This is a genomic window from Bradyrhizobium sp. CER78, from assembly GCF_029846235.1.
In the GTDB taxonomy this organism is placed as follows: Bacteria; Pseudomonadota; Alphaproteobacteria; order Rhizobiales; family Xanthobacteraceae; genus Bradyrhizobium.
Window position 1 is genome coordinate 25,361 of sequence record NZ_JARVWP010000009.1, and the last position, 26,409, is coordinate 51,769.

The 26,409-nt window shown below is 64.6% G+C and carries 22 protein-coding genes; 3 read left to right on the forward strand and 19 right to left on the reverse strand.

All coding sequences use genetic code 11. From position 1 onward, the window contains the following. Nucleotides 1–193: 193 nt before the first annotated feature. From QDT69_RS20395 to QDT69_RS20465, 15 genes are all read right to left on the reverse strand, one after another. Nucleotides 194–1,024, reverse strand: coding sequence for a DeoR/GlpR family DNA-binding transcription regulator (locus QDT69_RS20395; protein ID WP_279708260.1), 831 nt, complete (start codon nucleotides 1,022–1,024; stop codon nucleotides 194–196). A gap of 105 nt (nucleotides 1,025–1,129) precedes the next feature. Further along, complete coding sequence (locus QDT69_RS20400) at nucleotides 1,130–1,840, reverse strand: HAD-IA family hydrolase (protein ID WP_279708261.1); 711 nt, start codon at nucleotides 1,838–1,840, stop codon at nucleotides 1,130–1,132. A gap of 84 nt (nucleotides 1,841–1,924) precedes the next feature. Next, entirely contained in the window at nucleotides 1,925–2,119 is a 195-nt protein-coding gene (locus tag QDT69_RS20405) for a hypothetical protein (protein ID WP_279708262.1), read from the reverse strand. Nucleotides 2,120–2,284: 165 nt separating this feature from the next. After that, nucleotides 2,285–2,716, reverse strand: coding sequence for an acyl-CoA thioesterase (locus tag QDT69_RS20410; RefSeq protein ID WP_279708539.1), 432 nt, complete (start codon nucleotides 2,714–2,716; stop codon nucleotides 2,285–2,287). Nucleotides 2,717–2,727: 11 nt separating this feature from the next. Then, a complete protein-coding gene (locus tag QDT69_RS20415; RefSeq protein WP_279708263.1) occupies nucleotides 2,728–4,824 on the reverse strand; it encodes a 3-hydroxyacyl-CoA dehydrogenase NAD-binding domain-containing protein in 2,097 nt (698 codons plus the stop codon). Between the two features lie 2 nt (nucleotides 4,825–4,826). Continuing rightward, a complete protein-coding gene (locus tag QDT69_RS20420; protein WP_279708264.1) occupies nucleotides 4,827–6,110 on the reverse strand; it encodes an acetyl-CoA C-acetyltransferase in 1,284 nt (427 codons plus the stop codon). Further along, nucleotides 6,110–8,377: an acyl-CoA dehydrogenase gene (locus QDT69_RS20425; protein ID WP_279708265.1), complete on the reverse strand. Its 2,268-nt coding sequence runs from the start codon at nucleotides 8,375–8,377 to the stop codon at nucleotides 6,110–6,112. The genes QDT69_RS20420 and QDT69_RS20425 overlap by 1 nt, the downstream gene beginning before the upstream one ends. A gap of 215 nt (nucleotides 8,378–8,592) precedes the next feature. Next, nucleotides 8,593–9,837: an SMP-30/gluconolactonase/LRE family protein gene (locus QDT69_RS20430; protein ID WP_157863350.1), complete on the reverse strand. Its 1,245-nt coding sequence runs from the start codon at nucleotides 9,835–9,837 to the stop codon at nucleotides 8,593–8,595. Nucleotides 9,838–10,170: 333 nt separating this feature from the next. Further along, nucleotides 10,171–10,794 (reverse strand): flavin reductase family protein, encoded by a 624-nt coding sequence (locus tag QDT69_RS20435; protein ID WP_279708266.1) that lies wholly within the window; start codon nucleotides 10,792–10,794, stop codon nucleotides 10,171–10,173. Nucleotides 10,795–10,929: 135 nt separating this feature from the next. After that, entirely contained in the window at nucleotides 10,930–11,538 is a 609-nt protein-coding gene (locus QDT69_RS20440) for a TetR/AcrR family transcriptional regulator (RefSeq protein ID WP_279708267.1), read from the reverse strand. A gap of 21 nt (nucleotides 11,539–11,559) precedes the next feature. Continuing rightward, complete coding sequence (locus tag QDT69_RS20445; protein WP_279708268.1) at nucleotides 11,560–14,697, reverse strand: efflux RND transporter permease subunit; 3,138 nt, start codon at nucleotides 14,695–14,697, stop codon at nucleotides 11,560–11,562. A 124-nt stretch (nucleotides 14,698–14,821) separates the two neighbouring features. Continuing rightward, nucleotides 14,822–15,928 carry an efflux RND transporter periplasmic adaptor subunit gene (locus QDT69_RS20450; RefSeq protein ID WP_279708269.1) on the reverse strand — a complete coding sequence of 369 codons (1,107 nt, stop codon included), beginning with the start codon at nucleotides 15,926–15,928 and terminating at the stop codon, nucleotides 14,822–14,824. A 288-nt stretch (nucleotides 15,929–16,216) separates the two neighbouring features. Beyond that, on the reverse strand, nucleotides 16,217–17,542 hold the full coding sequence (locus QDT69_RS20455) for an MFS transporter (RefSeq protein WP_279708270.1): 1,326 nt from the start codon (nucleotides 17,540–17,542) through the stop codon (nucleotides 16,217–16,219). A gap of 218 nt (nucleotides 17,543–17,760) precedes the next feature. Further along, nucleotides 17,761–18,924 (reverse strand): winged helix DNA-binding domain-containing protein, encoded by a 1,164-nt coding sequence (locus QDT69_RS20460; RefSeq protein WP_279708271.1) that lies wholly within the window; start codon nucleotides 18,922–18,924, stop codon nucleotides 17,761–17,763. Between the two features lie 103 nt (nucleotides 18,925–19,027). Continuing rightward, nucleotides 19,028–19,270, reverse strand: a complete 243-nt coding sequence (locus QDT69_RS20465; protein ID WP_279708272.1) for a hypothetical protein — start codon at nucleotides 19,268–19,270, stop codon at nucleotides 19,028–19,030. Nucleotides 19,271–19,421: 151 nt separating this feature from the next. Between QDT69_RS20465 and QDT69_RS20470 the strand changes: the two genes are divergently transcribed. Next, complete coding sequence (locus tag QDT69_RS20470) at nucleotides 19,422–20,051, forward strand: OmpA family protein (protein ID WP_279708273.1); 630 nt, start codon at nucleotides 19,422–19,424, stop codon at nucleotides 20,049–20,051. Between the two features lie 62 nt (nucleotides 20,052–20,113). Here the strand turns inward: QDT69_RS20470 and QDT69_RS20475 are convergent, their stop codons facing one another. Next, on the reverse strand, nucleotides 20,114–21,418 hold the full coding sequence (locus QDT69_RS20475) for a phospholipid carrier-dependent glycosyltransferase (protein ID WP_279708274.1): 1,305 nt from the start codon (nucleotides 21,416–21,418) through the stop codon (nucleotides 20,114–20,116). Nucleotides 21,419–21,654: 236 nt separating this feature from the next. On the opposite strand from QDT69_RS20475, the gene QDT69_RS20480 reads away from it, so the two are divergent. After that, the gene (locus tag QDT69_RS20480; RefSeq protein ID WP_279708275.1) at nucleotides 21,655–22,359 is read left to right on the forward strand and encodes a FecR family protein; all 705 of its coding nucleotides are present in this window, start codon (nucleotides 21,655–21,657) and stop codon (nucleotides 22,357–22,359) included. Nucleotides 22,360–22,361: 2 nt separating this feature from the next. After that, a complete protein-coding gene (locus QDT69_RS20485) occupies nucleotides 22,362–23,528 on the forward strand; it encodes a hypothetical protein (protein WP_279708276.1) in 1,167 nt (388 codons plus the stop codon). A gap of 145 nt (nucleotides 23,529–23,673) precedes the next feature. Here the strand turns inward: QDT69_RS20485 and QDT69_RS20490 are convergent, their stop codons facing one another. The 3 genes from QDT69_RS20490 to QDT69_RS20500 form a co-directional block, all read right to left on the reverse strand. Then, complete coding sequence (locus tag QDT69_RS20490; RefSeq protein ID WP_279708277.1) at nucleotides 23,674–24,000, reverse strand: hypothetical protein; 327 nt, start codon at nucleotides 23,998–24,000, stop codon at nucleotides 23,674–23,676. A 172-nt stretch (nucleotides 24,001–24,172) separates the two neighbouring features. Beyond that, nucleotides 24,173–24,493 carry a helix-hairpin-helix domain-containing protein gene (locus QDT69_RS20495; protein WP_279708278.1) on the reverse strand — a complete coding sequence of 107 codons (321 nt, stop codon included), beginning with the start codon at nucleotides 24,491–24,493 and terminating at the stop codon, nucleotides 24,173–24,175. 109 nt (nucleotides 24,494–24,602) lie between these two features. After that, entirely contained in the window at nucleotides 24,603–26,279 is a 1,677-nt protein-coding gene (locus QDT69_RS20500) for a glycosyltransferase family 39 protein (RefSeq protein WP_279708279.1), read from the reverse strand. Nucleotides 26,280–26,409 lie beyond the last annotated feature (130 nt).

Here is a 26,409-nt window from a genome sequence, read left to right on the forward strand (position 1 = left end):
CATCCGCTGTCATGCCCCGCTTCAAGCGGGGCATCCAGTACGTTGCGGCGTCTCGACTCAAGCGCGAATGTCTCGGGAATTCTGGATCGCCCGGTCCCGTCTACGCCAAGGCTTCGACGCGGCTCAGGTATTAGGCGCGCCGTAGCATTTGCGGAGGCGGCAAGCCGGGCGACGACAGCGAGATGATACGGAATCACGCGCTGCGCAGCGTCGCCGGTGTCGGGTCGGCGCCATTGTCGTCGATGTCGGCGGCCGGCTTGTCCATCGCGACGACCACCTCGATCCCTCTGCTGTGGCAGATGTTGGCGAGGCCCGCAGGCAAGGGCGAGTCGGTGACGAAGGTCTGGATCTGACTCATATGGGCGATGCGCACCGGCGCGCTGCGGCGGAGTTTTGTCGCATCCGACACCAGCATCACATTGCGCGCATTGGCGATGATCGCCTGCGCCACCTGCACCTCGCGATAGTCGAAGTCGAGCAGCGCGCCCTCCTCGTCGATCGCCGAGGCGCCGATGATGGCGTAATCGACCTTGAACTGGCCGATCAGCTGCGTCGCGGTCGAGCCGACCACCGCGCCGTCGGCGCGGCGCACCGTGCCGCCGGCGACCACCACCTCGATGCGCGGATGACGGTACAGCAGCATCGCGACATTGAGGTTGTTGGTGATGACGAGCAGATCCTCGTGCGAGGTCAGCGCGCTGGCGACCTCTTCCGTGGTGGTGCCGATGTTGATGAACAGCGAGCAACCGTTCGGAATCCGCGCGGCCGCAGCGGCGCCGATCGCCTTCTTCTCCTCGGCGGCGACGAAGCGCCGCGCCTCATAGGCGAGGTTCTCGACGCCCGAGGCGATGATCGCACCGCCATGGATGCGGGTCAGCGACCGCTCGTCGCAGAGATCGTTGAGGTCCTTGCGAATGGTCTGCGCCGACACCTCGAACCGCTTGGCAAGGTCCTCGACCATGACCCGGCCGAATGCGCGTGCGATGTTGAGGATTTCAGTCTGGCGATGGGAGAGTCCGGCCACGGCGGCCCCCTTAAAACGGCGAGTCGCCCATGGTGCGACCGTTCGGCACCGAGGTCAACGAGCAAGCACGGACGGGGTTAAGAACTGCGTTGCAGCAATGCCGATCTACCAAGTCATCGCCGACGCAACCAGGCGGATCAATTCCGGATCGTCGAACGCCCGGGCGCTGGCGACCGCGCCGGCTGCGAGCAGATCGGCATGACTGAGCCCGGTTCGCATCCCGATCGTCGCGATGCCCGCCGCCGTCGCGGACTGAATGCCGGAGCGCGAGTCCTCGAACGCCAGTGACGCCGATGCCGCCGCGCCCGCAAGGCGCAGCCCCTCGAGATACGGCAATGGGTGCGGCTTGCCATGCGCGAGCTCGTCGCCGATCACGAGCGCCTTGAAACGGTGCGCGATGCCCAGTCCCGAGAGCAGCAGTTCGGCGTTCGGGCGCGGCGCATTGGTCACGGCGACCATCGGCACGCCGGCGCGATCGGCGCGGTCGAGCAGCGCCATCAATCCCGGCACCGGCACGATCTGGCCGCTGACCAATTCGCGGAAAATCCGCTCCTTCTCGCTGAGGATGCTGGCGCGGCGTTCAGGCGGCTCGTGGGCGAGGAAGCGCGCGCCGATCGATGCGTTGGAGAAGCCTTGCAGCTCCCTGCCGAAGCGCGCGTGATCGAACGAATGTCCATGCGGGCCGAGCACCCGGTTGAACGCGGCCAGATGGAGTGGATCGGTGTCGGCGAGCGTGCCGTCGATATCGAACAGCAGCGCTCCTTGTGTCTGCGACGCTTGTTGTGTCTGCGACGCTTGGCCTTGTGTCTGCGACATCCGGGGAAATATTCCGTGAACCCGGATGCATCAATACAGCCTCTTGCGGCGCGCGCAAACGGCACACCGCAGCTCAATGGCCGATCAGGAAGCGACCTGCAAAATTTGCCCGGTGACAAGGCGTCGCGCCGCACGCTCGGCCTCGCGTGCGTTGCGGAAGATTTGGCCTTCAAGGGCCTGGAACAGGTGCGAGGCTGCAAAAAACGCGTACCCGCGTGCGTCGCGCACCACGATACCCGCAGTTTGTGAATTTACCTCGATCACGCAGCTGTCTGACATTATGGGCCTCGGTTTGATTCCGGGCCGACAACGATGTCACCGCCTGTTTGTTCCTCAGTTTATTTGCGAACCGAAGCGCCGTTTTTGCAGCCAGGCCGCGCTCCGGTCTCAGTTTCGACGCGTTTTACTCGCGCCGAATCAGCGACGCTTTTCGCGCGAAAAACGTCAGGTCGAAATCGTCGCGCCGTCGCGCTGGATCGGTTGCGGACGGCCCTGCTCGTCGATCGAGACGTAGGTGAAATTGCCGTCGGTGACGAGAATCGATTGCTGCTCGCGGCGGCGCAGCACCCAGGCTTCGAGATGGACCGTGATCGAGGTGCGGCCGACGCGGACGAGATTGGCGTGCACCGAGACGAGATCGCCGACATAGACCGCCTTGCGGAAGTTCATCGCCTCGATCGCGACCGTCACGGTGCGCGACTTCGCCACCTTGCCCGCGAACACGCCGCCGCCGAGATCCATCTGGCTGAGCAGCCAGCCGCCGAAGATATCGCCATTGGCGTTGGTGTCGGCCGGCATCGCCAGCGTGCGGATGCAGAGATCGCCCTGCGGCTCGTTGCCGCTGATCGGCGGCGCGTGAACATGGGTGTCGGTCACTTGCGAGTCGGTCACTTGAAGCCCTCCCAGCCGGTATCCGGCGCAAATCGCCCGCCGAACTTGCGCATCAGCGATTGCATGGTCGACACGATATCGTCGACACCGCGGCTGCGCGCGTAGTTGAGCGGGCCGCCACGGAACGGCGCATAGCCGGTGCCGAAGATCATCGCGCCGTCGACCATGTCAGGATCGTCGACGATGCCTTCGCGCAAGGCGGCGACGCAGACATTTGAGATCGGCAGCACCAGGCGGTCGATCATTTCATCGCTCACCCGTGGACCGGTCTCCGGCAGCGGCGATTTCTCCGCCTTGCCGTCCTTCCAGGTATAGAAGCCCTTGCCGGTCTTGCGGCCAAGCTCGCCCCTGGCGACTTTTTCGCGCAACCACGCGGGCGTCGGCGGCAGCGTGTCGCCGAACTTCGAGCGCAGCATGTCGCCGACATCGAGGCAGATATCGAGGCCGACCTGGTCGGCGAGCTCGATCGGGCCCATCGGCATGCCGAACTCGACGGCAGCCGCGTCGATCAGGCGCTGGTCGGTCTTCTCGTCCAGCATCATCATCGCTTCCAGCATATACGGCGTCAGCGCGCGGTTGACGAGGAAGCCCGGCGAGCTCTTCACCGGCAGCGGCAGGCGGTCGATGGCGCCGACGAAGGCGAGCGCCTCCTTGAGCATGCCGGCATCGGTGCCGTCATGGCTGACGACCTCGACGAGCTGCAGCCGCGACACCGGGTTGAAGAAATGCAGGCCGAGCAGCCGCTCCGGCCGTGCCAGCGTGGTGCGCAGGTCCTGCAGCGGAATGCTCGAGGTGTTGGTGGCGAGGATCGCGCCGGGCTTCATCTTGGGCTCGAGCGAGGCATAGACCTTCTGCTTCAGCTCGAGCTTTTCCGGCACCGCCTCGATGATGACGTCCGCATTGCGCACGCCCTCGCCGTCCATATCGGGGATCAGCCGGTCGAGCGCATCGCGCTGGTCGATCTTGTTGCGCATGATCTTGCCGAACAGGTCCGAGGCGCGCTTCATCGCACCCGCGATCGGCTCGGCCTTCATGTCGGCCAGCGTGACCCGCATGTCCTGGTTGGCGCACCAGGCCGCGATGTCGCCGCCCATCGCGCCGGCGCCGATGACGTGGACGTGCTGGACCTTGTTGCCGCCGCCTGCCACCTTCTTCATCTGCTCGCGCAGGAAGAACACGCGGATCAGATTCTGCGCCGTCGGCGTCACCATCAGATTGGCAAAGGACGCCTTCTCCGCGTTCAGCATCGCCGCGCGATTGCCGGCGTGCTGCTCCCAGAGATCGATCAGCGCATAGGGCGCCGGATAATGCTTGCGCGGCGCCGCCTTCTCGGCCTCGCTGCGCATCCGCGAGGCGAGGAAGCCCCTCACCGGCCCCAGATTAAGCAACGAGTTGAGCACGCCGTGCTTGGCGCGCTTCAGCCGGCCGAACACCGCGTCCTTCACCGCATTGCGGACATGGCGTTCCTGGGTCACGGCATCGACCAGACCGAGCGACTTGGCGCGGCGCGCGTCGATCGTCTTGCCTGTGAGCATCAAGGTCATCGCCTGCATCGGGTTGACCAGCTCGGTGAAGCGCACCGTGCCGCCGAGGCCGGGATGCAGGCCGAGCATCACCTCGGGAAAGCCGAACCTGGCATCGTCGATCGCGATCCGCATCTGGCAGGCCAGCGCGACCTCGAGGCCGCCACCGAGGCAAAAGCCGTGGATGACGGCGACCGAGGGCACACGCAGCGCCTCCAGGCGGTCGATCACCGCATGCGCACGGCCGATCTGGGTCTCGACCGCGCCGGGGTCGGTGACGCCGCGAAACTCGTTGACGTCGGCGCCGGCAATAAAGCCGCTCTTTTTCGCCGAGCGCACCACGAGGCCGGTCGGCCGCTGGTTCTCTAGCGCCGTGACGACAGCGTCGAGCTCTTCCAGCAGATCGGCAGACAGCGTATTGGCGCTGGCGCTGGCGCGGTCGAACAGCAGCCAGGCAATGCCGTCCTCGTCACGCGTCAGCTTGAAATTCCTGTACGGGCTGTCGGCGGCCGGTTTCGGCCCGAGCTCGAGCACGCGATCGGCGAGAAGGTCCATGATCCGTGAATCCATGATCACACCATCTCAATCAACATCGCGCCGCCCTGCCCGCCACCGATGCATTCGGTGGCGACGCCGCGCCTGGTGCCGAGCCGCTTCATCGCATTGACCAGATGCAGCACGATGCGGTTGCCGCTGGTGCCGACGGGATGGCCGAGGCTGATCGCGCCGCCATCGACATTCAACTTCGCACGGTCGATCTCGCCCGCCGCGCCGTCGAGTCCCAAAATCTCCCGGCAGAATTTCTCGTCGTTCCAGGCTGCGAGACAGCCGAGCACCTGGGTGGCAAAGGCCTCGTTCAGCTCCCAGGTCTCGACGTCCTGCAATGTCATGCTGTTGCGCTTGAGCAGCGCACTCGCCGACAGCACCGGACCGAGTCCCATGATCGACGGATCGAGCGCCGACCACTGGCTGTCGAGGATGACTGCCTTCGGCGTCAGCCCGTGCTTTGCCACCGCGGTTTCGGACGCCAGGATCACCCAGGAGGCGCCGTCGGTGATCTGCGAGGAATTGCCGGCGGTGACCTGGCCCCAGGGACGCTCGAATACCGGCTTCAGCTTTGCCAGCGTCTCGGCTGTGGAGCCGGGGCGAACGCCATCGTCATGATCGTAGAACTTGCCGTCGCGCGAGAATGCGGTCTCGACCTCACCCTTGAGGAAGCCCTCCTTCTGCGCGTTAGCCAATCGCTGATGGCTCTCGGCGGCGTAGGCATCGGATTGCGCGCGGGTGATGCCGAAGAGATGGCCGACCTTCTCGGCGGTCTGCCCCATATTGAGCTCGGTGATCGGATCGGTCAGCCCGCGCTCGAGGCCGATGATCGGCTTGAAGTAGCTCGGCTTCACCTTCAGCGCCGCGGCGATCTTGGCACCCAGCCCCTTGGCCCCGGCAAAGCCGGCAAACCAGCGCACGCCGGAATTGGGCCAGACCAGTGGCGCGTGGCTCAACGCCTCGGCGCCGCCGGCGAGGATCAGGTCGGAGAGACCCTCGCGGATATAGCGGTAGCCGGTGTCGATCGACTGCATGCCGGAGCCGCAATTGATCTGCACCGTGAAGGCGACCATCTGTTCGCCCATGCCGAGCCGGAGCGCCGCGACCCGTGCCGGGTTCATCTCGTCGGCGATCACATTGACGCAGCCGAGGATGACCTGGTCGAAGGCATCAGGCGCGAACGGCTGCCGCGCCAGCAGCGGCCGACCGCACTGCACGGCAAGATCGACCGGGGTGAACGGGCCGGGACCGGAGCGTGCCTTCAGGAACGGCGTCCGGCTGCCGTCGACGATAAAGACTGGTCGCGCCATCAGCTCGCCGCCCTCTGCTCACCCAGCTCCTGGAAGAACTGATGCACGTCGGCGGATTTCTTGTAAATCGGGGACAGCGCGTCCGGCGCAAAATCATCGACCTCGATGACCTTTGCGACGGCCTCGTGAGCGGCGGCGAGCTTCTCGCCGTCATCCTGGGTGATGACGCCTTTCTTGACCGCTTCCTTCCAGTCATGCAGCCGCGCCGCGCGCAGCTGCTTGGCCGCATCCTCGGCCGCAGTGACGAGGCGGAAGGCCTTCTCCAGCCGCGCGATGCCGCCGTCGTCCTCGACAAAGGCAAGGTCCGGCGTCAGGCGGTCGCGCGCCGCTGACGGCGACAGCACGAGTTGGGCGCAGAGATGCACGACGCGATCGGACGGACCCGTGACGCGCGCGCCGAACGGCTGGATCAGGAATTTCAGCAGCCATGCCACCGGGCGGTTCGGCAGATTGGCGATGATCTCCGCAAAGCGGTTCTCGATGGTCTTGAAGCCCGATGCCATGCACCATTCGAGCGCGGGAAAGTCCTCCTTCTGCCGTCCCTCGTCCTGCCAGCGCTTCAGCGCTGCCGAGAGCAGATAGAGCTCGGACAGGATGTCGCCGAAGCGCGCCGAGAGCATCTCCTTGCGCTTCAATGCGCCGCCGAGGGTGAGCAGCGTCATGTCGGCGCACAGCGCGAACGCCGACGAGTAGCGCGAGAGCTGGCGATAGAACTTCGTTGCGTCACCGGCGTCCGGCGCCGGCGCGAACAGGCCGAAGCTCCAGCTGCGGCCCCAGGCGCGGAACATGGTCGCAAAGCTGTGGCCGACATGCTTCCAGAACGCAGTGTCGAATGCGGTCAGGCCCTTGTCGCGGTCGCTCTCGCCGAGCGCGTTCATCTCCTGCAACAGATAGGGATGCGCGCGGATCGCGCCCTGCCCGAACACGATCAGGTTGCGGGTCAGGATGTTGGCGCCCTCGACTGTGATGCCGACAGGCACCGAACGATACAGCCCGCCGAGATAGTTCTGCGGCCCGTCGATGACGGCCTTGCCGCCGTGGATGTCCATCGCGTCGTCGATCGCGATCCGCATCCGTTCGGTGGCGTGCAGCTTCATGATCCCGGAGATGACGGCGGGATGATGCCCCTCGTTCAGCGCAGCACAGGTCAGCCGCCGCGCGGCGTCGAGCAGATAGGCGGTGCCGGCGATGCGCGCCAGCGGCTCCTCGATGCCCTCGAACTTGGAGATCGAAATGCCGAACTGCTCGCGGATGCGGGCATAGGCGCCGGTGGTGCGCGCGGCATAGGCGGCGCCGGCGGCCGACAGCGACGGCAGCGAGATGCCGCGGCCGGCGGCGAGCGCCGTCATCAGCATCTTCCAGCCCTGCCCCAACCGCTCCTGGCCGCCGATGATGTAGTCGAGCGGGATGAAGACGTCCTTGCCCCAGTTCGGGCCGTTCTGGAACACCTGCATCGCCGGCAGATGGCGGTGGCCGATCGAGACGCCGGGCAGATGGGTCGGGATCAGCGCGACCGTGATGCCGAGCTCTTCCTCGCTGCCGACGAGATGATCGGGATCATAGGCCTTGAAGGCAAGGCCGAGCAGCGTCGCGACCGGACCGAGCGTGATGTAGCGCTTGTGCCAGTTCAGCCTTAAGCCCAGCACTTCGCGGCCTTCGAAATTGCCCTTGCAGATGATGCCGGTGTCGATCATCGAGGCGGCATCCGAGCCAGCCTCGGGGCTGGTCAGGCCGAAGCAGGGAATGTCCTGGCCCGCGGCCAAACGCGGCAGCCATTTGTCCTGCTGCTCTTTGGTGCCGAAGCGCATCAGGAGTTCGCCCGGCCCGAGCGAGTTCGGCACCATCACGGTGACCGCCGCGGTCAGCGAGCGCGACGAGATTTTGCGCACCACTTCGGAATGCGCATAGGGCGAGAAGCCGAGCCCGCCGAATTCCTTGGGGATGATCATGCCGAAGAATTTCTTGGCCTTGATGAAGGCCCAGATCTCCGGCGGCAGATCGCGCCATTCCCAGTTGATCTTCCACTCGTCGAGCATCGCGCAGAGCTCGTCGACCGGACCGTGCAGGAAGGCGTTCTCCTCGTCGGTCAGTCTGGCCGGCGCGAACGCCAGCAATCTCGACCAGTCGGGATTGCCGGTGAAGAGATCGGCGTCCCACCAGACGTCGCCGGCTTCCAGCGCCTCGCGCTCGGTGTCCGACATGGTCGGCAGCACGCCACGCGCCCAGGAAAAGATCGGCTTGGAAAGGTAATCGCGGCGGAAGCTCATGGTGGGGTCCTCATGGATCGGCGGCGCGGATGCATAATCCTATCGGAAAGTGCCGGTCCCCGGTGAACACTTCGCTGTTCAAATAAAGCGAAATTGACGCGGCCAAGCCGCCGTTTGTTAACGGCAGGCCGCGCGTTCAGTTCCGAAAGCTGAGGTGCGACAATCAGGTAACGCGGTGGCGCCGGCAGGTCGTGCCGGCGCCCCTGCTCCCGAGATTAGGCAGGCCCGGCGCCCTGGGTCGCGGTATAGACCGCGTAGAGCGACTGGCTTGCGGCCATGAACAGGCGGTTGCGCTTGGGGCCACCGAAGGTGATGTTGCCGCACACCTCGGGCAGCCGGATGCGGCCGAGCAGCTTGCCTTCCGGCGACCAGCACGTCACACCGTTGTAGCCGACCGCGCGGCCGGCGTTGCTCGAGCACCAGACATTGCCGTTGACGTCGCAGCGGATGCCGTCCGGTCCACACTTCACGCCGTCGATCGTGAAATCGCTGAACCGCTTGCCGTTTACAGGCTTGTTGTCGGCGCCGACGTCGAACACGAAGACGTCACCCTTGCCGCCCGCGCCCGTGTCGCCCGGTCCCTTGCCGGTCGAGACGACGTAGAGCTTCTTGTAATCCGGCGAGAAGCAGATTCCGTTCGGGTCCGGCACCTGATCCTCGCTCACCACGAGATCGACGCGTCCGGACGGGTCGATGCGGTAGCAATTGGTCGGCAGCTCGCGCTTGGCCGGCACGAAGCCCGCCGGCTGGCCGATCCTGGGATTGAGCTTGCCGGCGGAATTACCGGGGCCGCCGGCCGCGTCCGGCTCGCCCTCGTAGAGCTGGCCGCCATAAGGCGGATCGGTGAACCAGTAGCTGCCGTCGGGATGCGCGACGATGTCGTTCGGCGAATTCAGCCGCTTGCCGTTATAGGAATCAGCCAGCACCGTCGCGGTACCGTCATTCTCGTAGCGCGTGACGCGGCGGGTGAGATGTTCGCAGGACAGCTGGCGGCCCTGGAAGTCGAACGAATTGCCGTTCGAGTAGTTCGACGGCATGCGGAACACGCTGACGTGACCGTCATCCTCCGACCAGCGCATCTGCCGGTTGTTCGGGATGTCGCTCCACAGGAGATAGCGGCCCTGCGAGCTCCAGGCCGGGCCTTCTGCCCACAACAGCCCGGTATGAAGGCGCTTGATCGAGGTGTTGGGCTGGGCCAGGTCGTTGAAGGACGGATCGACCGCGATGATGTCGGGGTCCCAGAAATAGGTGGTCGGCGCACCGCGCGGGCTGAAGTCGCGCGGCGGGCTGGTGATGGTTGTCGGCGGCCCGACTGGCGCGGGCGCGTTCTGGGCCAGCGCGCCACTGACGCCGGTTGCGGCAGCGGCCGCCCCCACCGCCAATCCCTGGACAAGTGTTCGTCGTGAAACGTTCGGATCGCGCCGCTCTTCTGTTGGATTGCTCCGCGGTTGGCGTGTCATCGCATCCTCCCACTGTGTTAACCGGCCGTTGATCCGGCCTGGCGCGCGGGAGGTTAGACTGCTCGCCCCGAGGTTGCGAGTGACGGTTTTTCATCCCCGAGGGCAGAAATTTCACATTGTTGTGGTGCACGCCATCGTGTCGAGCGCGCGAATGCGCGGCAAGGCGACGTCCTTCACCTCGCCCCGCTTGCGGGGAGAGGTCGGATTGCATCGTCAGATGCAAATCCGGGTGAGGGCGTACAGGTCTCACGACGGTCACAACTCGCGGAGACGGCCCCTCACCCCAACCCTCTCCCCGTGAAGAACGGGGAGAGGGAGAGAATAGAGCCGCGATCAATCCGGCCGGATCATCTCGAACATGTTTTCCGGCGTGATCTCGAAATAGTCCCCCCTTCGCCCCGCCCGGACGATCGGGTGCGCGAGACCGGTCTGGTAGACGCCGTCCTTGATGAAGGCCTTGTCGATGTGGACGGCGACGACCTCGCCGAGCGTCAGCCAGGCCTCGGCCTTCTTGCCGTCGGCGCCCTGGAGCTGGATGATCTGGCTCACCTTGCACTCGAACGACACCGGGCTTTCGGCAACGCGCGGCACGTTGACGAGCTTGCCGGGCACCGGCGTGAGGCCCGCGAGCTTGAACTCATCGACATCGCGGGCGACATGCGCCGCGGTCGCGTTCATGTGCTTGGCCAGATCCATCGTCGCCAGGTTCCAGACGAACTCGCCGGTGTCCTGGATGTTGGCGACGCTGTCCTTCCAGTTGGTGGAGGAGAAGCCGATGATCGGCGGCACGTAGCAGAAGGCGTTGAAGAAGCTGTAGGGCGCGAGGTTGACGTTGCCGCCCTTGTCGCGTGAGGCGATCCAGCCGATCGGCCGCGGCGCCACGATGGCGTTGAACGGGTCGTGCTTCAGGCCGTGGCCGTTCTTCGGCTCGTAGAAATGCAGGTCTTTGGCGGTCACGGGGGAATCTCTCCGTCGTCATTCCGGGATGGTCCGTAAGGACCAGACTCGGAATCTCGAGATTCCGGGTTCGATGCTTACGCATCGCCCCGGAATGACGAGGGAGTCAACTGACGAAAATGTCAGCCCTGGCGCTCAATGGGCGCGGGCGCGCGGCGACAGGCCGGCGATGACGAAATCGATCATCTGGTCGATGGTCGGGCCCGGCTTGGTGGCGCATTGCGCGATCATCTGCGGGTGGAAGAACCGCATCATCGCCGTGCAGGCGCACAGCGCGGCGACCTCGAGGTCCTCGACCTCGAATTCGCCCGAGGCCACGCCCTGCGCGATCACCTCGCCGATGGTCTGGCCGATCAGCTCCATATGGGCGACGCAGACGTCCCAGTCCTCCTGCATCGCGATCTCGACCATCTCGTGCAGCTTGGAATCGCCGACATAGCGCTCGGTGTTCATCCGATTGATGGTCGTCATCATCTGGCGCAGGCGCGTCGCGGCCGGCCCTTCCGAGCGCGCGATGCGCTGCGCCTCGATCTCGACCTCGCCCATCAGGCCGCGCGCCACGCCCTCGTGGATCGACTTCTTCGAATCGAAGAAGCGGTACACGTTGGCGGGGCTCATCCGCAGCTCTTTGGCGATGTCGGCGACCGTGGTCTTCTGGTAGCCGATCTGCCGGAACAAGCGCTCCGCCACCACGAGAATCCGTTCGCGGGTGTCGGTTTCGCTATGTTCCGAGATCAGTGTCATGTTGGCCTGCTCAATCTTCAATTATTCGGCCGCCTCAGCAAGTGGAAATGCGAGTTGTCCTTTTCCCGCATGCTGCGGCGCAGTATCGGTCTGCTCGGGGCCGCTCTCCTCGAGGGTCTTGCGGAACCAGAGGGCGTAAAGGCCCGGCAGATACAGCAAGGTCAGGAAAGTCGCAACAAACAAACCGCCCATGATGGTGATCGCCATCGGGCCCCAGAACGCCGAGCGCGACAGCGGGATCATGGCGAGGATCGCGGCGAGCGCGGTCAGCACCACCGGCCGGGCGCGCCGCACGGTGGCCTCGACGATCGCCTCGCGCCGGGTCAGGCCGGACGCCACGTCGCTCTCGATCTGATCGACCAGGATCACGGTGTTGCGCATGATCATGCCGGCGAGCGCGATCAGGCCGAGCAGCGCCACGAAGCCGAACGGCTGGTTGGCGACGTTCAGCCCCAGCGAAGCGCCGACGATACCGAGCGGCGCGGTCAGGAACACCAAGGTCAGGCGCGAGAAGCTCTGCAGCTGGATCATCAGCAGCGTCAGCATCACCATCACCATCACGGGGAAGAGGATGAAGATCGACGCATTGCCCTTGGCGGATTCCTCGAACGCCCCGCCCGGCTCGATCCGGTAGGCCGGCTCGAGATGAGCCTGGATATCTTTCAGCTTCGGCGCGATCTGGTTGGTGACGTCGGGCGCCTGCACGCCGTCGACGACATCGGAACGCACCGTGATCGCCATGTCGCGGTTGCGCCGCCACAGGATCGGCTCCTCGTGCGCATATTCGATTTTTGCAATTTGCTGCAGCGGGACCGCCACACCATTGCGCGACGTAATGGTGAGGTCGCCGACCCGGCCGAGATCGAGCCGTTCGGACTGGACCGCACGGGCGACCACGCCGACCTTCTCGATGCCGTCGCGGATCGTGGTGACCGGCGCGCCCGAGATCAGCATCGCCAGCGCCTGCGAGACGTCCTGCGGGGTCAGGCCGAGCGCACGCGCCCGATCCTGGTCGACGGCGAGCTTCAGGTAGGGAGACTGCTCGTTCCAGTCGAGCTGGACGTCCTTGACGTTCTTGTTCTGGCGCATGACCTCGCGCACCTGGTAGGCGATGTCGCGCACCTTGTTGGCGTCGGGCCCGATCACGCGGAACTGGACCGGGAAGCCGACCGGCGGACCGAAGTTGAAGCGGTCGACGCGGACCCGCGCCTCGTTCAGCGCGCCGTCGGCAGCAGCCTGCTCGATCTTCGCCTTGACGCGCTCGCGCGCCTCGACGTTCTTGGCGAGGATCACGATCTCGGCGAAGGCCTCGTTTGGCAGCTGTGGGTTGAGGCCGAGCCAGAAGCGCGGCGAGCCCTGGCCGACATAGGCGGTGTAGGTCGCAATGTCGTCATCGCCCTTCAGGAGCCCTTCGGCCTGCTTCACTGCCTTCTCGGTGACGTTGAAGGCCGTGCCTTCGGGCAGGCGGAGCTGCAGGAACAGCTCGGGCCGCTCCGACAGCGGGAAGAACTGCTGCTGGACGTGGCCGAAGCCGACGATCGCGGCGACGAACACGCCGACGGTCGCCGCCACCACCTTGATGCGGTGATCGACGCACCACTGCACGACGCTGCGCAGGCCGCGATACATCCGCGTCTCGTAGATCGCGTGCGGATCATGGTTCTGGTGCACCTTGATGTTAGGCAGCAGCTTGACGCCAATGTAAGGCGTGAAGATCACCGCGACGAACCAGGAGGCGACCAGCGCGATCGCCACGATCCAGAAGATGCCGCCGGCATATTCGCCGACCGCCGAATTGGCAAAGCCGATGGGGAGGAAGCCAGCGGCCGTGACCAGCGTCCCCGTGAGCATCGGAAACGCAGTAGATTCCCAGGCAAAGGACGCCGCCTTCATGCGGTCCCAGCCCTGTTCCATTTTCACCACCATCATCTCGACCGCGATGATGGCATCGTCGACCAGGAGGCCGAGCGCGATGATCAGCGCGCCGAGCGTGATGCGGTGCAGGTCGAGCGACATCGCGTTCATCACGATGAAGACGATGCCGAGCACCAGCGGCACCGACAGCGCCACCACGATGCCGGTGCGCCAGCCGAGCGCGACGAACGAGACGAACAGCACGATCGCCAGCGCCTCGACGAAGGAGTGCACGAACTCGCCGACGGCATGCTCGACCACCTTGGGCTGGTCGGCGATCTGCTTGATATCGATGCCCTGCGGCACCGCCTTCATGAACTCGGCGGTCGCCTGCTGCACTTCCTTGCCGAGCTCGAGGATGTTGGCGCCCTTGGCGGTGACGACGCCGATACCGAGCGCGGGCTTGCCTTCCTGCCGGACCTTGAAAGTCGGCGGATCGACATAGCCGTGGCTGACGGTCGCGATATCGCCGAGCCGGAACACGCGGCCGTTGCTCTCGACCGGTGTCTCGGCAACCGCCTTGACGCCGTCAAGCGCGCCTGTGACGCGCAGCGGCACGCGCTGCGAGGAGGTCTCGACGGTGCCGGCCGGGGTGACGTTGTTCTGCTTGGCGAGCGAATCGAACAGCGCCTGCGGCGTGATGCCGAGCGTCGCCAGCTTGGCATGCGAGAACTCGACGAAGATGCGCTCGTCCTGGATGCCGTAGAGATCGATCTTGGTGACGCCCGGCACCTTCAAGAGGCGCTGGCGGAAGCCTTCGGCGACCTTCTTGAGCTGCGCGTAATTAGCGCCGTCGCCGGTCATCATGAAGAGAATCGAATCGACGTCGGAGAATTCGTCGTTGACCACCGGGCCGAGGATGCCCGACGGCAACTCGCCCTGCACGTCGGCCAGCTTCTTGCGCAACAGATAGAAGAAATAGGGCACGTCCTTCGGCGAGGTCGAATCCTTGAAGGAGACCTGCATCGCCGTGAAGCCCGGCTTGGAATAGGTCTGCACCTTGTCGAAGAACGGCAGCTCCTGCAGCTTCTTCTCGATCGGATCGGCTACCTGCATCTGCATTTCCTGCGAGGTCGCACCCGGCCACATCACCGAGACGTTCACCACCTTGACGGTGAAGAACGGATCCTCGGCGCGGCCGAGCTTCTCATAGGAGAAGAAGCCGGCAGCACCGAGGATGATCATCAGGAACAGCACCAGCGTCGGATGGCTGACCGCCCAGGCCGAAAGGTTGAAGCGCTTCATCGAACTCTCCAGGTCCAAATCGTCTCGACTTCAATCGTCATTGCGAGCGAAGCGAAGCAATCCATTCTTCAGCGTGCGGCGACGTGGATTGCTTCGTCGCTTCGCTCTTCGCAATGACGCGCGACTAGAACGACAGCGACGACACGACCCGCACCTTCTGGCTCGGATCGAGTTTCTGCACACCGAGGGCGACCACCTTGGCGCCATCGTCGACGCCGCCGGAGATGACGACGTTGTTGCTCTCATAGGCTTTCACCTTGACCGGCTTCAGCGCGATGTCGCCCTTGTCGTCGACGATGTAGAGCGAGGGATCGCCGCCCTGGCTGTACAGCGCCGACAGCGGCAGCTTCGCCACCCGCTCGCTCGCCTTGTCGGCCAGGGTCAGCGTCGCGGTCATGCCGAGCGAGACCGCCTCGTCGGCATCCGGCAGCGAGAATTTTGCGAGATAGGTGCGGGTGGCGGGATCGGCCTGCGGCGCGACTTCGCGCAGCTTCGCGGCGTAGGTCTTCTTGGCATCCGACCACAGCGTCACCGTGGCAACGCCCGACCTGGCACGAGCAAGAAGCGTCTCTGGGATCGCGACGACAGCTTCCTTCTCGCCAAGTCGGGCGACACGGATCGAAGCCTGGCCCGCGGCAACCACCTGGCCGGGCTCGATCATGGTCGCTGTGACGACACCCCGGGTGTCGGCCACGAGCGTTGCATAAGAGAGGGAATTCTTGGTCAGCTCGACCGAGCGCTCGGCGCGGTTCAGTCGCGCGCGCGCCTCGTCGCCGGCCGCCTTGGCGGAATCGAGCGCCGCATCGGTGGTCCAGCCCTTGGCTTTCAGGTCCTTGGCGCGCTGCTCGGCGGCGGCGGCCTGCGCCAGCACGCCGGTGGCGGCGTGGAATTCGGCCTCCGCCTGCTCGGCCTGCAGCTTCAAATCGACCTCGTCGAGGGTGGCCAAGGGCTGGTCGACGTCGACTGTCTGTCCGACCTCGACCAGCCGCTTGGCCACCTTGCCGGCGACCCGAAAGCCCATATCGGCTTCGATACGGGGCTTGATGGTGCCGACAAAGCTGCGCTCGGGGGTTTCGGCTTCATAATGGACGGTCGCCACCAGCACGGGGCGTCCCGGATCGGCGGTTTCGGCCGCCTTTTCGTTGCAGCCGGTCAGCGCGAACACCGCAAAAGCTAACGATGCTCCCGTCAAGAGCCTGTAATAGCTCGAGAAAATGGAACGGCCGAACATCTGAATTCTCCATCGGGGCGCTGACGACTGATGAAGACTATCGATTTATCACTGATGAATGTCAATATTCGTCAGTAGTAACCTATTCGTGAGGACGGCCGTGGGCTTCGGATTGGCGGGGCTTTCGGGGGGGGGGGGCGTAGCCCGGATGGAGCGAAGCGAAATCCGGGAGGCTGCCGATGCGACAACGGTCCCCGGATTACGCTTTGCTCCATCCGGGCTACGATCGGCGACGACCAGCGAAATCGTAGGATGGGTGGAGCGCAGCGACGCGAGCGTTACGCGCCGCTACTTCGCTTCCGCGAACTCGGTCTTGGTCTCGTGGCCGCCGAGGAACACCAGCAGTCCCGCAGCGAGCGGTAGCAGCGCCAGGATCAGCAGGCCGGTCGAGGTGCTGCCGGTCGCTTCCTTCACCCAGCCGATCAGGTAAGGCCCGCCGAAGCCGGCGAGGTTGCCGATCGAGTTGATCAGCGCGATCGCGCCGGCGGCCGCGGTGCCGGCGAGCCAGGCGGTCGGCAGCGTCCAGAACACCGCAAAGGTGCAGAACACGCCGATCGCGGCGACCGTCAGCACGACCATCGTCATGGTCGGATCGGTGATGTAGCTGGAGACGGCGAGCGCCAGCCCGGTGAGCAAGAGCGGCGCGCCGACATGAAACACGCGCTCCCGCGTCGCATCCGACCGGCGCGCCCACAGGATCATCGCGACGGTGCCGAACGCATAGGGGATCGCGGTGACGAAGCCGGTCTGCGCGTTGGTCAGGCCGAACGCCTTGACGATCTGCGGCAGCCAGAACTGCATGCCGTAGAGCGCGGCGACGAAACCGAAATAGATCGCGCTGAGCGCCAGCACCTTCGGCGAGGACAGCGCCTCGAACAATGTGAAGTGCTTCGCCGCCTGCTTGGCCGCGACCTCGGCGTCGAGCTTCGCCTTCAGCCACGTCTTCTGCTCGGCCGAGAGCCAGACGGCCTTCTCCGGCCGGTCGGTGAGATAGAACCAGGTGACGATGCCGAGCAGCACCGAGGGGATGCCCTCGATCACGAACAGCCACTGCCAGCCCTTCAGCCCCATCACGCCGTCGAGCCCGAGCAGCAGGCCGGAGATCGGCGCGCCGATCGCGGTCGAAACCGGGACGGCGATCGCGAAGGCGGCGAGGAAGCGCGCGCGATATTCGGCCGGATACCAATAGGTCAGATAGAGGATGATGCCGGGGAAGAAGCCGGCCTCGGCCACGCCGAGGAAAAAGCGCAGCGCGTAGAAGCTGTGCTCGTCATAGACCGCCGCCATCAATGCCGAGAGGATACCCCAGCTCACCATGATGCGGGCGATCCATTTGCTGGCGCCGAACCGCTCCAGCGCCAGATTGCTCGGCACCTCAAAGACGAAATAGCCGATGAAGAAGATGCCGGCGCCAAAGGAGAATACCAAGGGCGAGAACTTCAGCTCGGCATTCATGGTGAGCGCCGCGAAGCTGAGATTGACGCGGTCGAGATAGGAGAAGAAGTAGGCCAGGATCAGGAACGGGATCAGCCGCCAGGAGATCGCGCGGATCGTGGACGTCTCGATCTCGCTGCGGGCGCCGCGATCGGACGCGACGGTTGCGGTCTGGCTCATCAGTTTCCCCCCAAAGGCTATTGCTTGCCTTGAGGATTATTGCGTGGCTCCGCCTTGGGCAATGGCAAAAACTCGAAGCGCACAGCCGGAATGCGGAACTTTTGCACTTTCCACGCCGTCATTGCGAGGAGCGAAGCGACGAAGCAATCCATCGCTCGGCATACGCGGTGAAATGGATTGCTTCGCTTCGCTCGCAATGACGAATGTGAGAGCCAACCCTACTCCGCCAGCTGGAAGCGCGCGAAGCGGTCGAGTTCCTCCTCGATGCGGCGCTTCAGCTCCTTGCGCCCCGCCTGCTTCTTGCCGTTGCCGACCCAGCTCCATTTCTGCATCAGCAGCTTCCGGTTCTGCCGATCGGTCTTCAGGTCGAGGGCGGCAACGATGTCGTCGCCGACCAGCACCGGCAGCGCGAAATAGCCGAACAGGCGCTTCTCCTTCGGCACATAGGCCTCGAAGCGGTGGCCATAGCCGAAGAACAGCTCGGTGCGCTTGCGCTGGATGATCAGGGGATCGAACGGCGAGAGGATGTGAACCAAGGAAGGATCGCCCTCGCCGGTCGCTTCCAGCACCTCGGGCCGCGCCCAATGCTCCTGCTTGCCGGCGCCGTCGAGCGCGATCCGCACCAGCTCCTTGCGGCGCACCCTCGCCTCGATCAGGCCGCGCACCGCCTTCTTGCTCGGCGCGTCGAGATGGCAGATCGAATCCAGGCTGACGATGCCCTGCGAGCGCAGCGCGCGATCGAGCAGATAGGCCGTCCGGGCCGAGGCCGTCGCGGGCTTGGGCGGCTTGTCCCAGCCGAAATGCCTGCTCGTCAGCTCGTAGGTCTTCAGCATGCCGGCGCGCTCGCTGATCGTGACCACGCCGCCGTAGAAGGCAAGCTGCAGCGCGCGCTTGGAGGGCTTCCGGCTCTGCCAGAGATGCTCCTTCTCGGTCAGCACGTCGTCTTCGATGTCGCGGATGGTCAGCGGACCCTCGCGCAGCAGCCGCATGATTTTGCGCGTATCCGCCGGGGTCACCGACGAATACCATTTGTGCCCATCGCGCTTATGCGCCTTCATGACCGGCAGGAAAATGCCGATGTCCTTGGACGGAATGTAGGACAGCGCGTGGGTCCAGTATTCGAACACGCTTTTGTCCCGGCTCTGCGCCTGCTTGAGGTCGGCGCGGCGGTAGTCCGGAATCCGGCTGAACAGGATGTGGTGATGGCAGCGCTCGATCACGTTGATGGTGTCGATCTGCACATAGCCGAGATGATCGACGGCCGCTGCCACAGCTGACGCACCACCCCCGAACGGCGCCTGGATATCGAGCCGCTGGGCGCGCAGCCAGATATGGCGGGCGGCAGCATTGTTCAGGGCTAAGGGTTCGGCGGCGCGGGGCATTGCCCAGGCAATGTAGTGAGATTCGCGCCGCTGTGGAGGGCGGCGCGAGCGAAATCAGCCGTGCATGATCATCGCCCCCCGGACGTTGGGCGCTTCGGGCCGCCTACTGCCATCCAACGGCTCGCCGCAACCAGGGAACGTCCGCCAGCGCCGCGGCGAGCGCGGCGCTTTCCTCATGGAAGACCCGGGACGAATGACCGCCGACCGGAAACCAGCCGCGGCCATCTTCCACGTCCCGCCGATACTCCTCGAAGCCAACAGTCCGATCCGGCCGAAGGAAGATATCGACGCAGCGCGAGGCACCCTCGTCATTGATCGAGCGAAGGACGCGATTGACGTGGGCCATGATGTCCTCCTCTCCGCCACGCACCCCTGCCGAGGGCCGGCCTATCCGACCGTGACCTAGATCACATTCCGGGCTTTGAACCCGTCCTAGGTTCCCAGCATCAAAACGATAGCAGCCGGATTGGCTGGCCGGACATTTAAGGACCAAAACCATGACCCGCTCTCATTCCCTGTCTCTTTTGACAATCGGCGCTGCGCTGTCGATGACGGCGGGCGTCGCACTGGCCGGCAGCGACACCGTTCCGGCCGCCCAGATCCTCAATGCGCTGAAGCCGAAGTCGGCCACCCGCAGCCTCTCCGGCACACCGGTCGACCCGGCCGCTTCGGCCAAGGAGGCAAGCTTCCTCAACAGCGTGCGCAACCGGCAGACCCGATCGCTGTCACTGGGCGAACGCCAGGAGATCGCCGACATCGCCGCCAACAAGCCGAAGATCGATCTGGAGATCCACTTCGACTACAACTCGGCGGAGATCGCCAAGGGCTCGGCCCAGGCGGTGCAGGAGCTCGGCAAGGCGCTGTCGGATGCCAGCATGAAGGGCTCGACCTTCGTCCTCGCCGGCCACACCGATGCGATCGGCAGCGAGGCCTATAACCAGGATCTCTCGGAGCGCCGCGCCGACACCATCAAGACCTATCTGGTCGAGCATTACGGCCTGAACGGTTCCGATCTCGTGACCGTCGGCTACGGCAAGACCCGGCCGAAGGATCCGAACGCGCCGATGGACCCGACCAATCGCCGCGTGCAGGTCGTCAACATGGATACCAAGACGGCGCAGCAGTAATCTCCCGAACGTCCGATCCGCCTGTCAGACCCCGGCAGGCGGGCCGCTTGTTTCGGAGGGATTCAAATCCAGTTCTGGAACAGCATCAGCCGATTGAAGGTCGCGATCGACGTCTCGATCGCGGCGACCGTGATCGGCAGCATCGCGATGAAGCCTGCGCATCCGACGGCCACGAAGGCCCATAGCAACCAGCGCGGCGCGCCCTTGCGGGTCAAGGCGTAGACCAGCACGAAGCTCGCGGTGGTCGCCGCCGGCAGATAGTAATAGATGAAGCCGAGCGTGCGCGGCAGCAGCGCCCAGGCGAGATACGGGCCGAGATAGAACGCAAGCACGAGAAACGCATCGCGGCTGCGGACGACGATCCAGTCGCGCAGCGCGACGATCAGCGCGATCAATGCCGGCCACAGAACCAGCGGATTGCCGAGAAACACGACCGCCGCGAACCTGTCATCGCCGACCTTCTCGAACAGATACCAGACCGGACGCACCAGGAACGGCCAGGACGGCCATGAGCTCATATAGGTGTGGCCCGCGATCGCGGTCGTGGTGTTGTCGGCAAAGATGCGGCGCTGCGCCTCGATGATGTCGCTGAACGAGAGGCCGTAGAGCGGCACGAAGGTCGCGAGATAGACGGCCGCCGGAATCAGCCCGAAACAGACGATGAAGTGCCGCAGACGGAAATCCGGCCAGAGGTCCGGCCGGTACCAATCCTCCGCATTGGCGTCGGCGAAGCGCGTGCGCCAGCCCTGCATCAGGCGGATCGCGGCAATGATCGCGACACACGTCGCAAGCACGAACAATCCGCTCCATTTGCAGGCACACGCCAGCCCCGCGGCCAATCCCGCCAGCGCGAAGGCAGACTGCGGCCGCGTCTGCCTGAAGCCATGGATGAAAGCTGCGATCGCGAACAGACAGAAGGCGAGCGCGAAAATATCCAGCATCGCAATCCGCGACTGCACGAACAGCATCTGGTTGAAGAAAGCGAGCAATACGGCCGCGATCGCGCGTTCCCGCGATGCGAACAGCGCCAGTGCGCCGAGATAGACAGCGACCAGCGCCAGCGCGCCGAACAGCGCCGCGGGATAACGCCATCCGAGCGGCACGTCGCCGAACGCCTTGATCGAGAGCGCGATGATCTGCTTGGCAAACGGCGGATGCATCGGGTTGAGGATCGGGCCCTCGACCACCGGCTGGAGCATCTGCCGCGCCGCCGGCACGTAATGCACCTCATCGAAATAGAGCTTGTCCGGCGTCGTGATCCCGAGCAGCAGCACGACATGGGCGACGACGAAGATGACCGCCGCGACGCCCGCGGTGCGGGCGGCGGGACGCCGCAGAACAGAAGGAGATTTGGATGCGATGATCAAAGGGCGGGCACGTCGGGAGAACGAGTGTGAGCGAAGTGTGAGCTACGATCGCGCCGTCGCACGCGACGTGTGTGACCTGTGTGATCGAAACTCACTTTCACGACCACAGCGTTGAACGCAATCGAAACGGCAGAGACTAACCATCCAGTCACCTCGGGGGAGTTTGTGACATATATACAATATCAGACGCATGCCCGATCCGGTACGATGACTGCGTTCAATCGATCGGTATTGCAATGAATTCGCCTCGCAGCCTTTTCTCCCTGCTTGCACTCGGTCTTGCCGTCGCCCTGACGGCGCATCCCGCTCAGGCGCAGACCCGCGTCGGCGAAGCGGCGATGGTGAAGAACCAGGTCCTCCGCGTAGCGGCTGCAACCACGCCGATCAATGTCGGCGACGCACTGCTGCGCGATGAGACGGTGCGCACCGGCCTCGAGAGCGCCGCACGGCTGGTGATGGCCGACAGCACCAACCTCTCGCTTGGGCCGAATGCCTCGCTCAAGCTCGATCGCACCGTGTTCGACGATGAGCATCACTATCGCGATGTCGCGGTCCGCCTGACTTCGGGTGCATTCCGCTTCGTCACCGGGCACTCGGACAAGGCGGCCTACAAGATCACCACGCCGCTTGCGACCATCGGTGTTCGCGGCACGGTGCTCGACATCCTGTCACAGCGCGGCAAAACCACTGTGGTGTTGCAGGAAGGCGCATCGACGGTGTGTACGTCGAACCGGCAGTGCATCGACCTGACCCAGCCCGGCGACACCGCGATCATCACGTCAAGCGGCGGCCGTACCACGATCCAGAAGACCAACAACCCGCCCTGGACGTTTGCGGCGACCTGCACCCAGGCCGCAGGGCTCTGCACCGTCACCCAGTTCGCGGATGCGACACCGGTGACGCCGACGGTCGACGACACCGGCATGCTGTGCGGACGGTGACGATGGCACGGCGCATCCATTACGTGGTCCTGTCGACGGCCCTGACGTTGGCGCTGTCGCTCGCGATGCTGCAGGTGCTGGCTGCGCCGGCCCAGGCACAGACTCCAACGCCGAACTGCACGTCGATTCCCGATACCAACCTGTCAGCATTTGTGTCGTCGAACTGTGGAGCGACCCCCACGCCGACGCCCACTCCCACGCCGGCGCCTACTCCCACGCCAACACCGACACCCACGCCGACCCCAACGCCGAGTCCGTCGCCGACGCCGATCACCGGCGCGCCGTCGAGCGGCAGTTCGATCAACGGCCTCGCCGACCAGCGCTTCAACCAGATGATCACCAACCGCGTGCTCGGGTCGGTGCTGCTCGGCGTCAATGAGCAGGTCAATTGCGACGACTGCATCAGCGCGTTCGGCTCGGCCGGCTCGTTCTCGGCCGGCATCCACGGCCGCAAGACCATCACGCCGAATCTGTCGCTGCTCGCCGGCATCGCCTACACGCAATATGGCGAGGGCGGCTACAATGTCACCAGCGCGCCGATCGGCGCCTTCGCGCTGCGCTACGACTTCGTCGACTGGGGCTCGTCGCGGCCGTTCTTCGACATCGGCAGCATCCTCTCGCCGTCCGAGAAGGTGCGCTATACCCGCAGCTACACGACCAGCCTCGGCCCGGTGTCGGTCACCGGCCAGACCTCGAGCGAGAATTACGGCGTGTACGGGCGCGCGGGCTGGATCAGCCGGCTGTCGGCGCGCGACGAGGTCGCGGCCTCGGTCGAGGTCTGGCAGCTGTGGCAGCGGGTCAAGGGCTACAGCGATCCGGCTGTCGCCTTCAATCCGTTCGACGCCACCATTGCCGACGGCACCGATCGCACCAGCCTGGTCAAGATCGGCGGCCAGTGGACGCATCTGTTCGGATCGAGCATCGAAACCAACATCAATGGCGGCTGGGTGCAATCCTTCGCCACCCATTCCGGCATCGTCGCCACCGTCACCGGCGATGGCACCATCGTGCCGACGATCGGCAACCAGGGCTGGTTCGAATATGGCGGCCGCGTCGGCTTCCGCATCACCAAGGGCTGGATCGCCGACCTCTTCCTCAACGGCACCGCCGGACCGCAGCCGGTCGGCAACACGGTGCACGGCGGCGTCGGACTGCGGATCAGTTACTAGGGCGGGGCTCCGATGTCAGCGGACCAACCCCGCATCCATGGCACAACAACTGTGATGCGGCCGGAGGCGATCGACCTCCGGCGACGCAGCGGCTGAAGAACGCAGCCTCAGCCTCACATGATACGCGCGGTCCGTGCGGCTCCGTTCAGTCGTTGTCCCAGTAGCCATCCGAGTACCCGTCGCGGTACCCATATGAATAGCCGTGGTCATATCCGCCCGGATATTCGTCGCCGTAATCGTACACGTGACGATGATAATGGACGACGGGAGGCGAGTAATAATCCCGCTCGTAGACGTAGGCCGGCGCCGCCCGCGCAGTCATGGTGGAGCCCAACAGGGCTCCGACGGCGAGACCGCCAACCACGCCGGCGGCCACGGCATCTCCCCGCCGCCAGCGCGCCGTGGCTTCGGTCGACGCAAGACATCCCGTCACGATGACCGCAGCGGTCGTGAGAACAGCTACTCGATTCATTCACGCATATCCCTATTTGAGTTCGACAGCGGCGCGGGCCGATGGCAGCGATCAACCATCGCGCTTACCGCAGGATGACATCGTCGCGCGACCGGCATCCTGCTTCGCCGTGCTCTCGGGTCCTCTTGTCCGCCTATCCGCGCCGGACGTCCGGCCCGCGGCAGAGAGCCCTCTAGAACGTGACGAGGTCCTTGATCTCGCTGCGGACAAATCGCGGTACAACCCGTCTGCCCACGAAGTCGTTCCAGTCCTTGAACTTCGACTTCGTTCTCGCCTCTGTGATTGCAGTGACGGCACGAACGCTGAGATGCGGAAGCTTCACCAACTCGCTGACAGGCGCGGTGTTGAGGTTGATCTTCTCGGTCCGGCCGACCGGCTCTCGTGTCGCGGGTGCCTGGCGGGTCGAGCCGGTGACTGATGGAGATGTCTGTGCCAACGCGGTAGCACCGATGACGCAAACACCAAGGCTGATGTAAACCAACCGAGCAAACATGGACTACTATCCTTCGACATGACGCCCTTGACCCGCGACCGATAAAGCGGCTGCCGATTACCGCAAGCTTACGGTCGCGATCGTCGCAGCGACTTTCTGAAGCATCCGGTCACCGGATCACGACGAACAGTCCGGCCCGGCGCGCTGTGGTGGATCGGCGCGCCAAGGCATGCGTCCTTGCTCTGGCCAATATCGTTGCGAGGCTTGAAGCAGCACTACCCGGCTCGCGAAGCGGCGCCACCAGGAATGCAACGAGGTTTCGCCTGACGCCTGGAATTCCGAACAAGCTCGATTGAATGGAAATTTCGCGCCTGACATAGTGTCCGGCCTGCGCCGCCATCCGCTCAGTCCATTCAACGCAATCATCTTGATCGTCGAAACAGAGCGCAGCCCAGCCGCGCTCCGGCGTCACCTGGCGAGGCAGTGCCAACGAATACTGGTAGGCGAAAGGATCGCCATAATACGGGTGATCGGAGCTGTAGAAGGCCACCGCAAGCCCGAGGCTATCATTGCCTCCGACGATCGACAGGGGCGTCGCCATCTCCTCGTGCCATAGCCGGGTGAGTTCGTCTGCCGCCTGGTGATAAAAGCTTCGTCCCTCCTCATAGCCGTGGCTGTTGCGATAGAACGCATGAATCGGGGCCGCGATCACAGCGGCCACGATCGCTATCCCGGCAACGAGGAGCGCGGCGTTGACCGTGTAGAACCGCTCGATCCGGTAGCGGGTGCTGCAAACCATCGGCACGGCGAGCAGGAACAATCCCTGCAGCGCCCATAGCGACGGCAAGTCGGTGCAGAGGAATATGGATGTGGTGAAAGGAAGCACGATCGTGCCGATCGCGATGTGCCAGAGCAGCTTCAGGTTTAGATCCGACACCGCAAAGTCCCGAGCCAGGCGCCTTATTCGGTAGCCTGCGATCATCACCCAGGTCACGGCGGACAGACTCACTGCCGCAGCAAGGCCCAGCAGGAAATTGGCTGCGTCTTGCAGAGACGTCAGAAAATCGGCCCGCACATGGGTCGCCGCATAGTAAACGGGCTCCGCGCCTGTCTCGGCCAGCCATTGCAGGTGCGGAAACAGTGCGAGCAGCCCGGCCGCGGTGGAGATCCAGGGCGAACTGGAGCTGAAGTAGGCGCGCCGCGCGGGATGAATGATGGCCGACAACGCAAAGCTCGCCACCAGAAAGATGGAATAGTACTTGCCCAACATGGCAAGCGAGGCCGTCAGACCTGCGGCAATCGCCCAGAGTGGCGCCCTTGTTTCAAAGGCACGGAGGAAGCAATAGGTCGCAAGCGGCCAGACCGCGAGCAACACCGCGTTGGCGTTGAAGCGCTGCGCATGAAACTGATACGCCGGGGTCAGCATGAGCAGGAGCAGCACCAGCAGGCGCTTGTGCCCACAGACAAACCTCCTTGCGATCAGGTCGACGAACCACAAGGCCAGCGCCGCATTCGTCATCGCCATCAGCTGCAACGACCAGTCGGTCAGCGGAAAGACCGAGGTCCACGCGCCGGTGACCCATCCCATCAACGGCGGGTGCTTGGGATAACCCCACGCGAAATGCCGTCCATACGTCCAGGTCTCCAGCACGTCGGGATGCAGGCCGGCACCGTGATAGGCGACGGCCAGATACAACGTCCAGATGCCGACGAAGCCGGCGAGCAGCAGTGGCACCGACCACCCTGCTTCGACCCCTTCCAGCCACCGGGTGAACGGGCGGCGCCAATACGCCGGATCGCGATCCGACCGCTTGGCCATCGCCGACAACGCAAAATCTACCGGCATGAAGCCTTCGTTTTCATATCGCGAACGCCATGTCCGGCGCTTCCATCGACATGCTCTTCACAGCCAGCATTACGACAGCCTGACGTGGCTCAGCTCACGTCTCCCGGGCGGCCTCGCCGACGCTGATGGC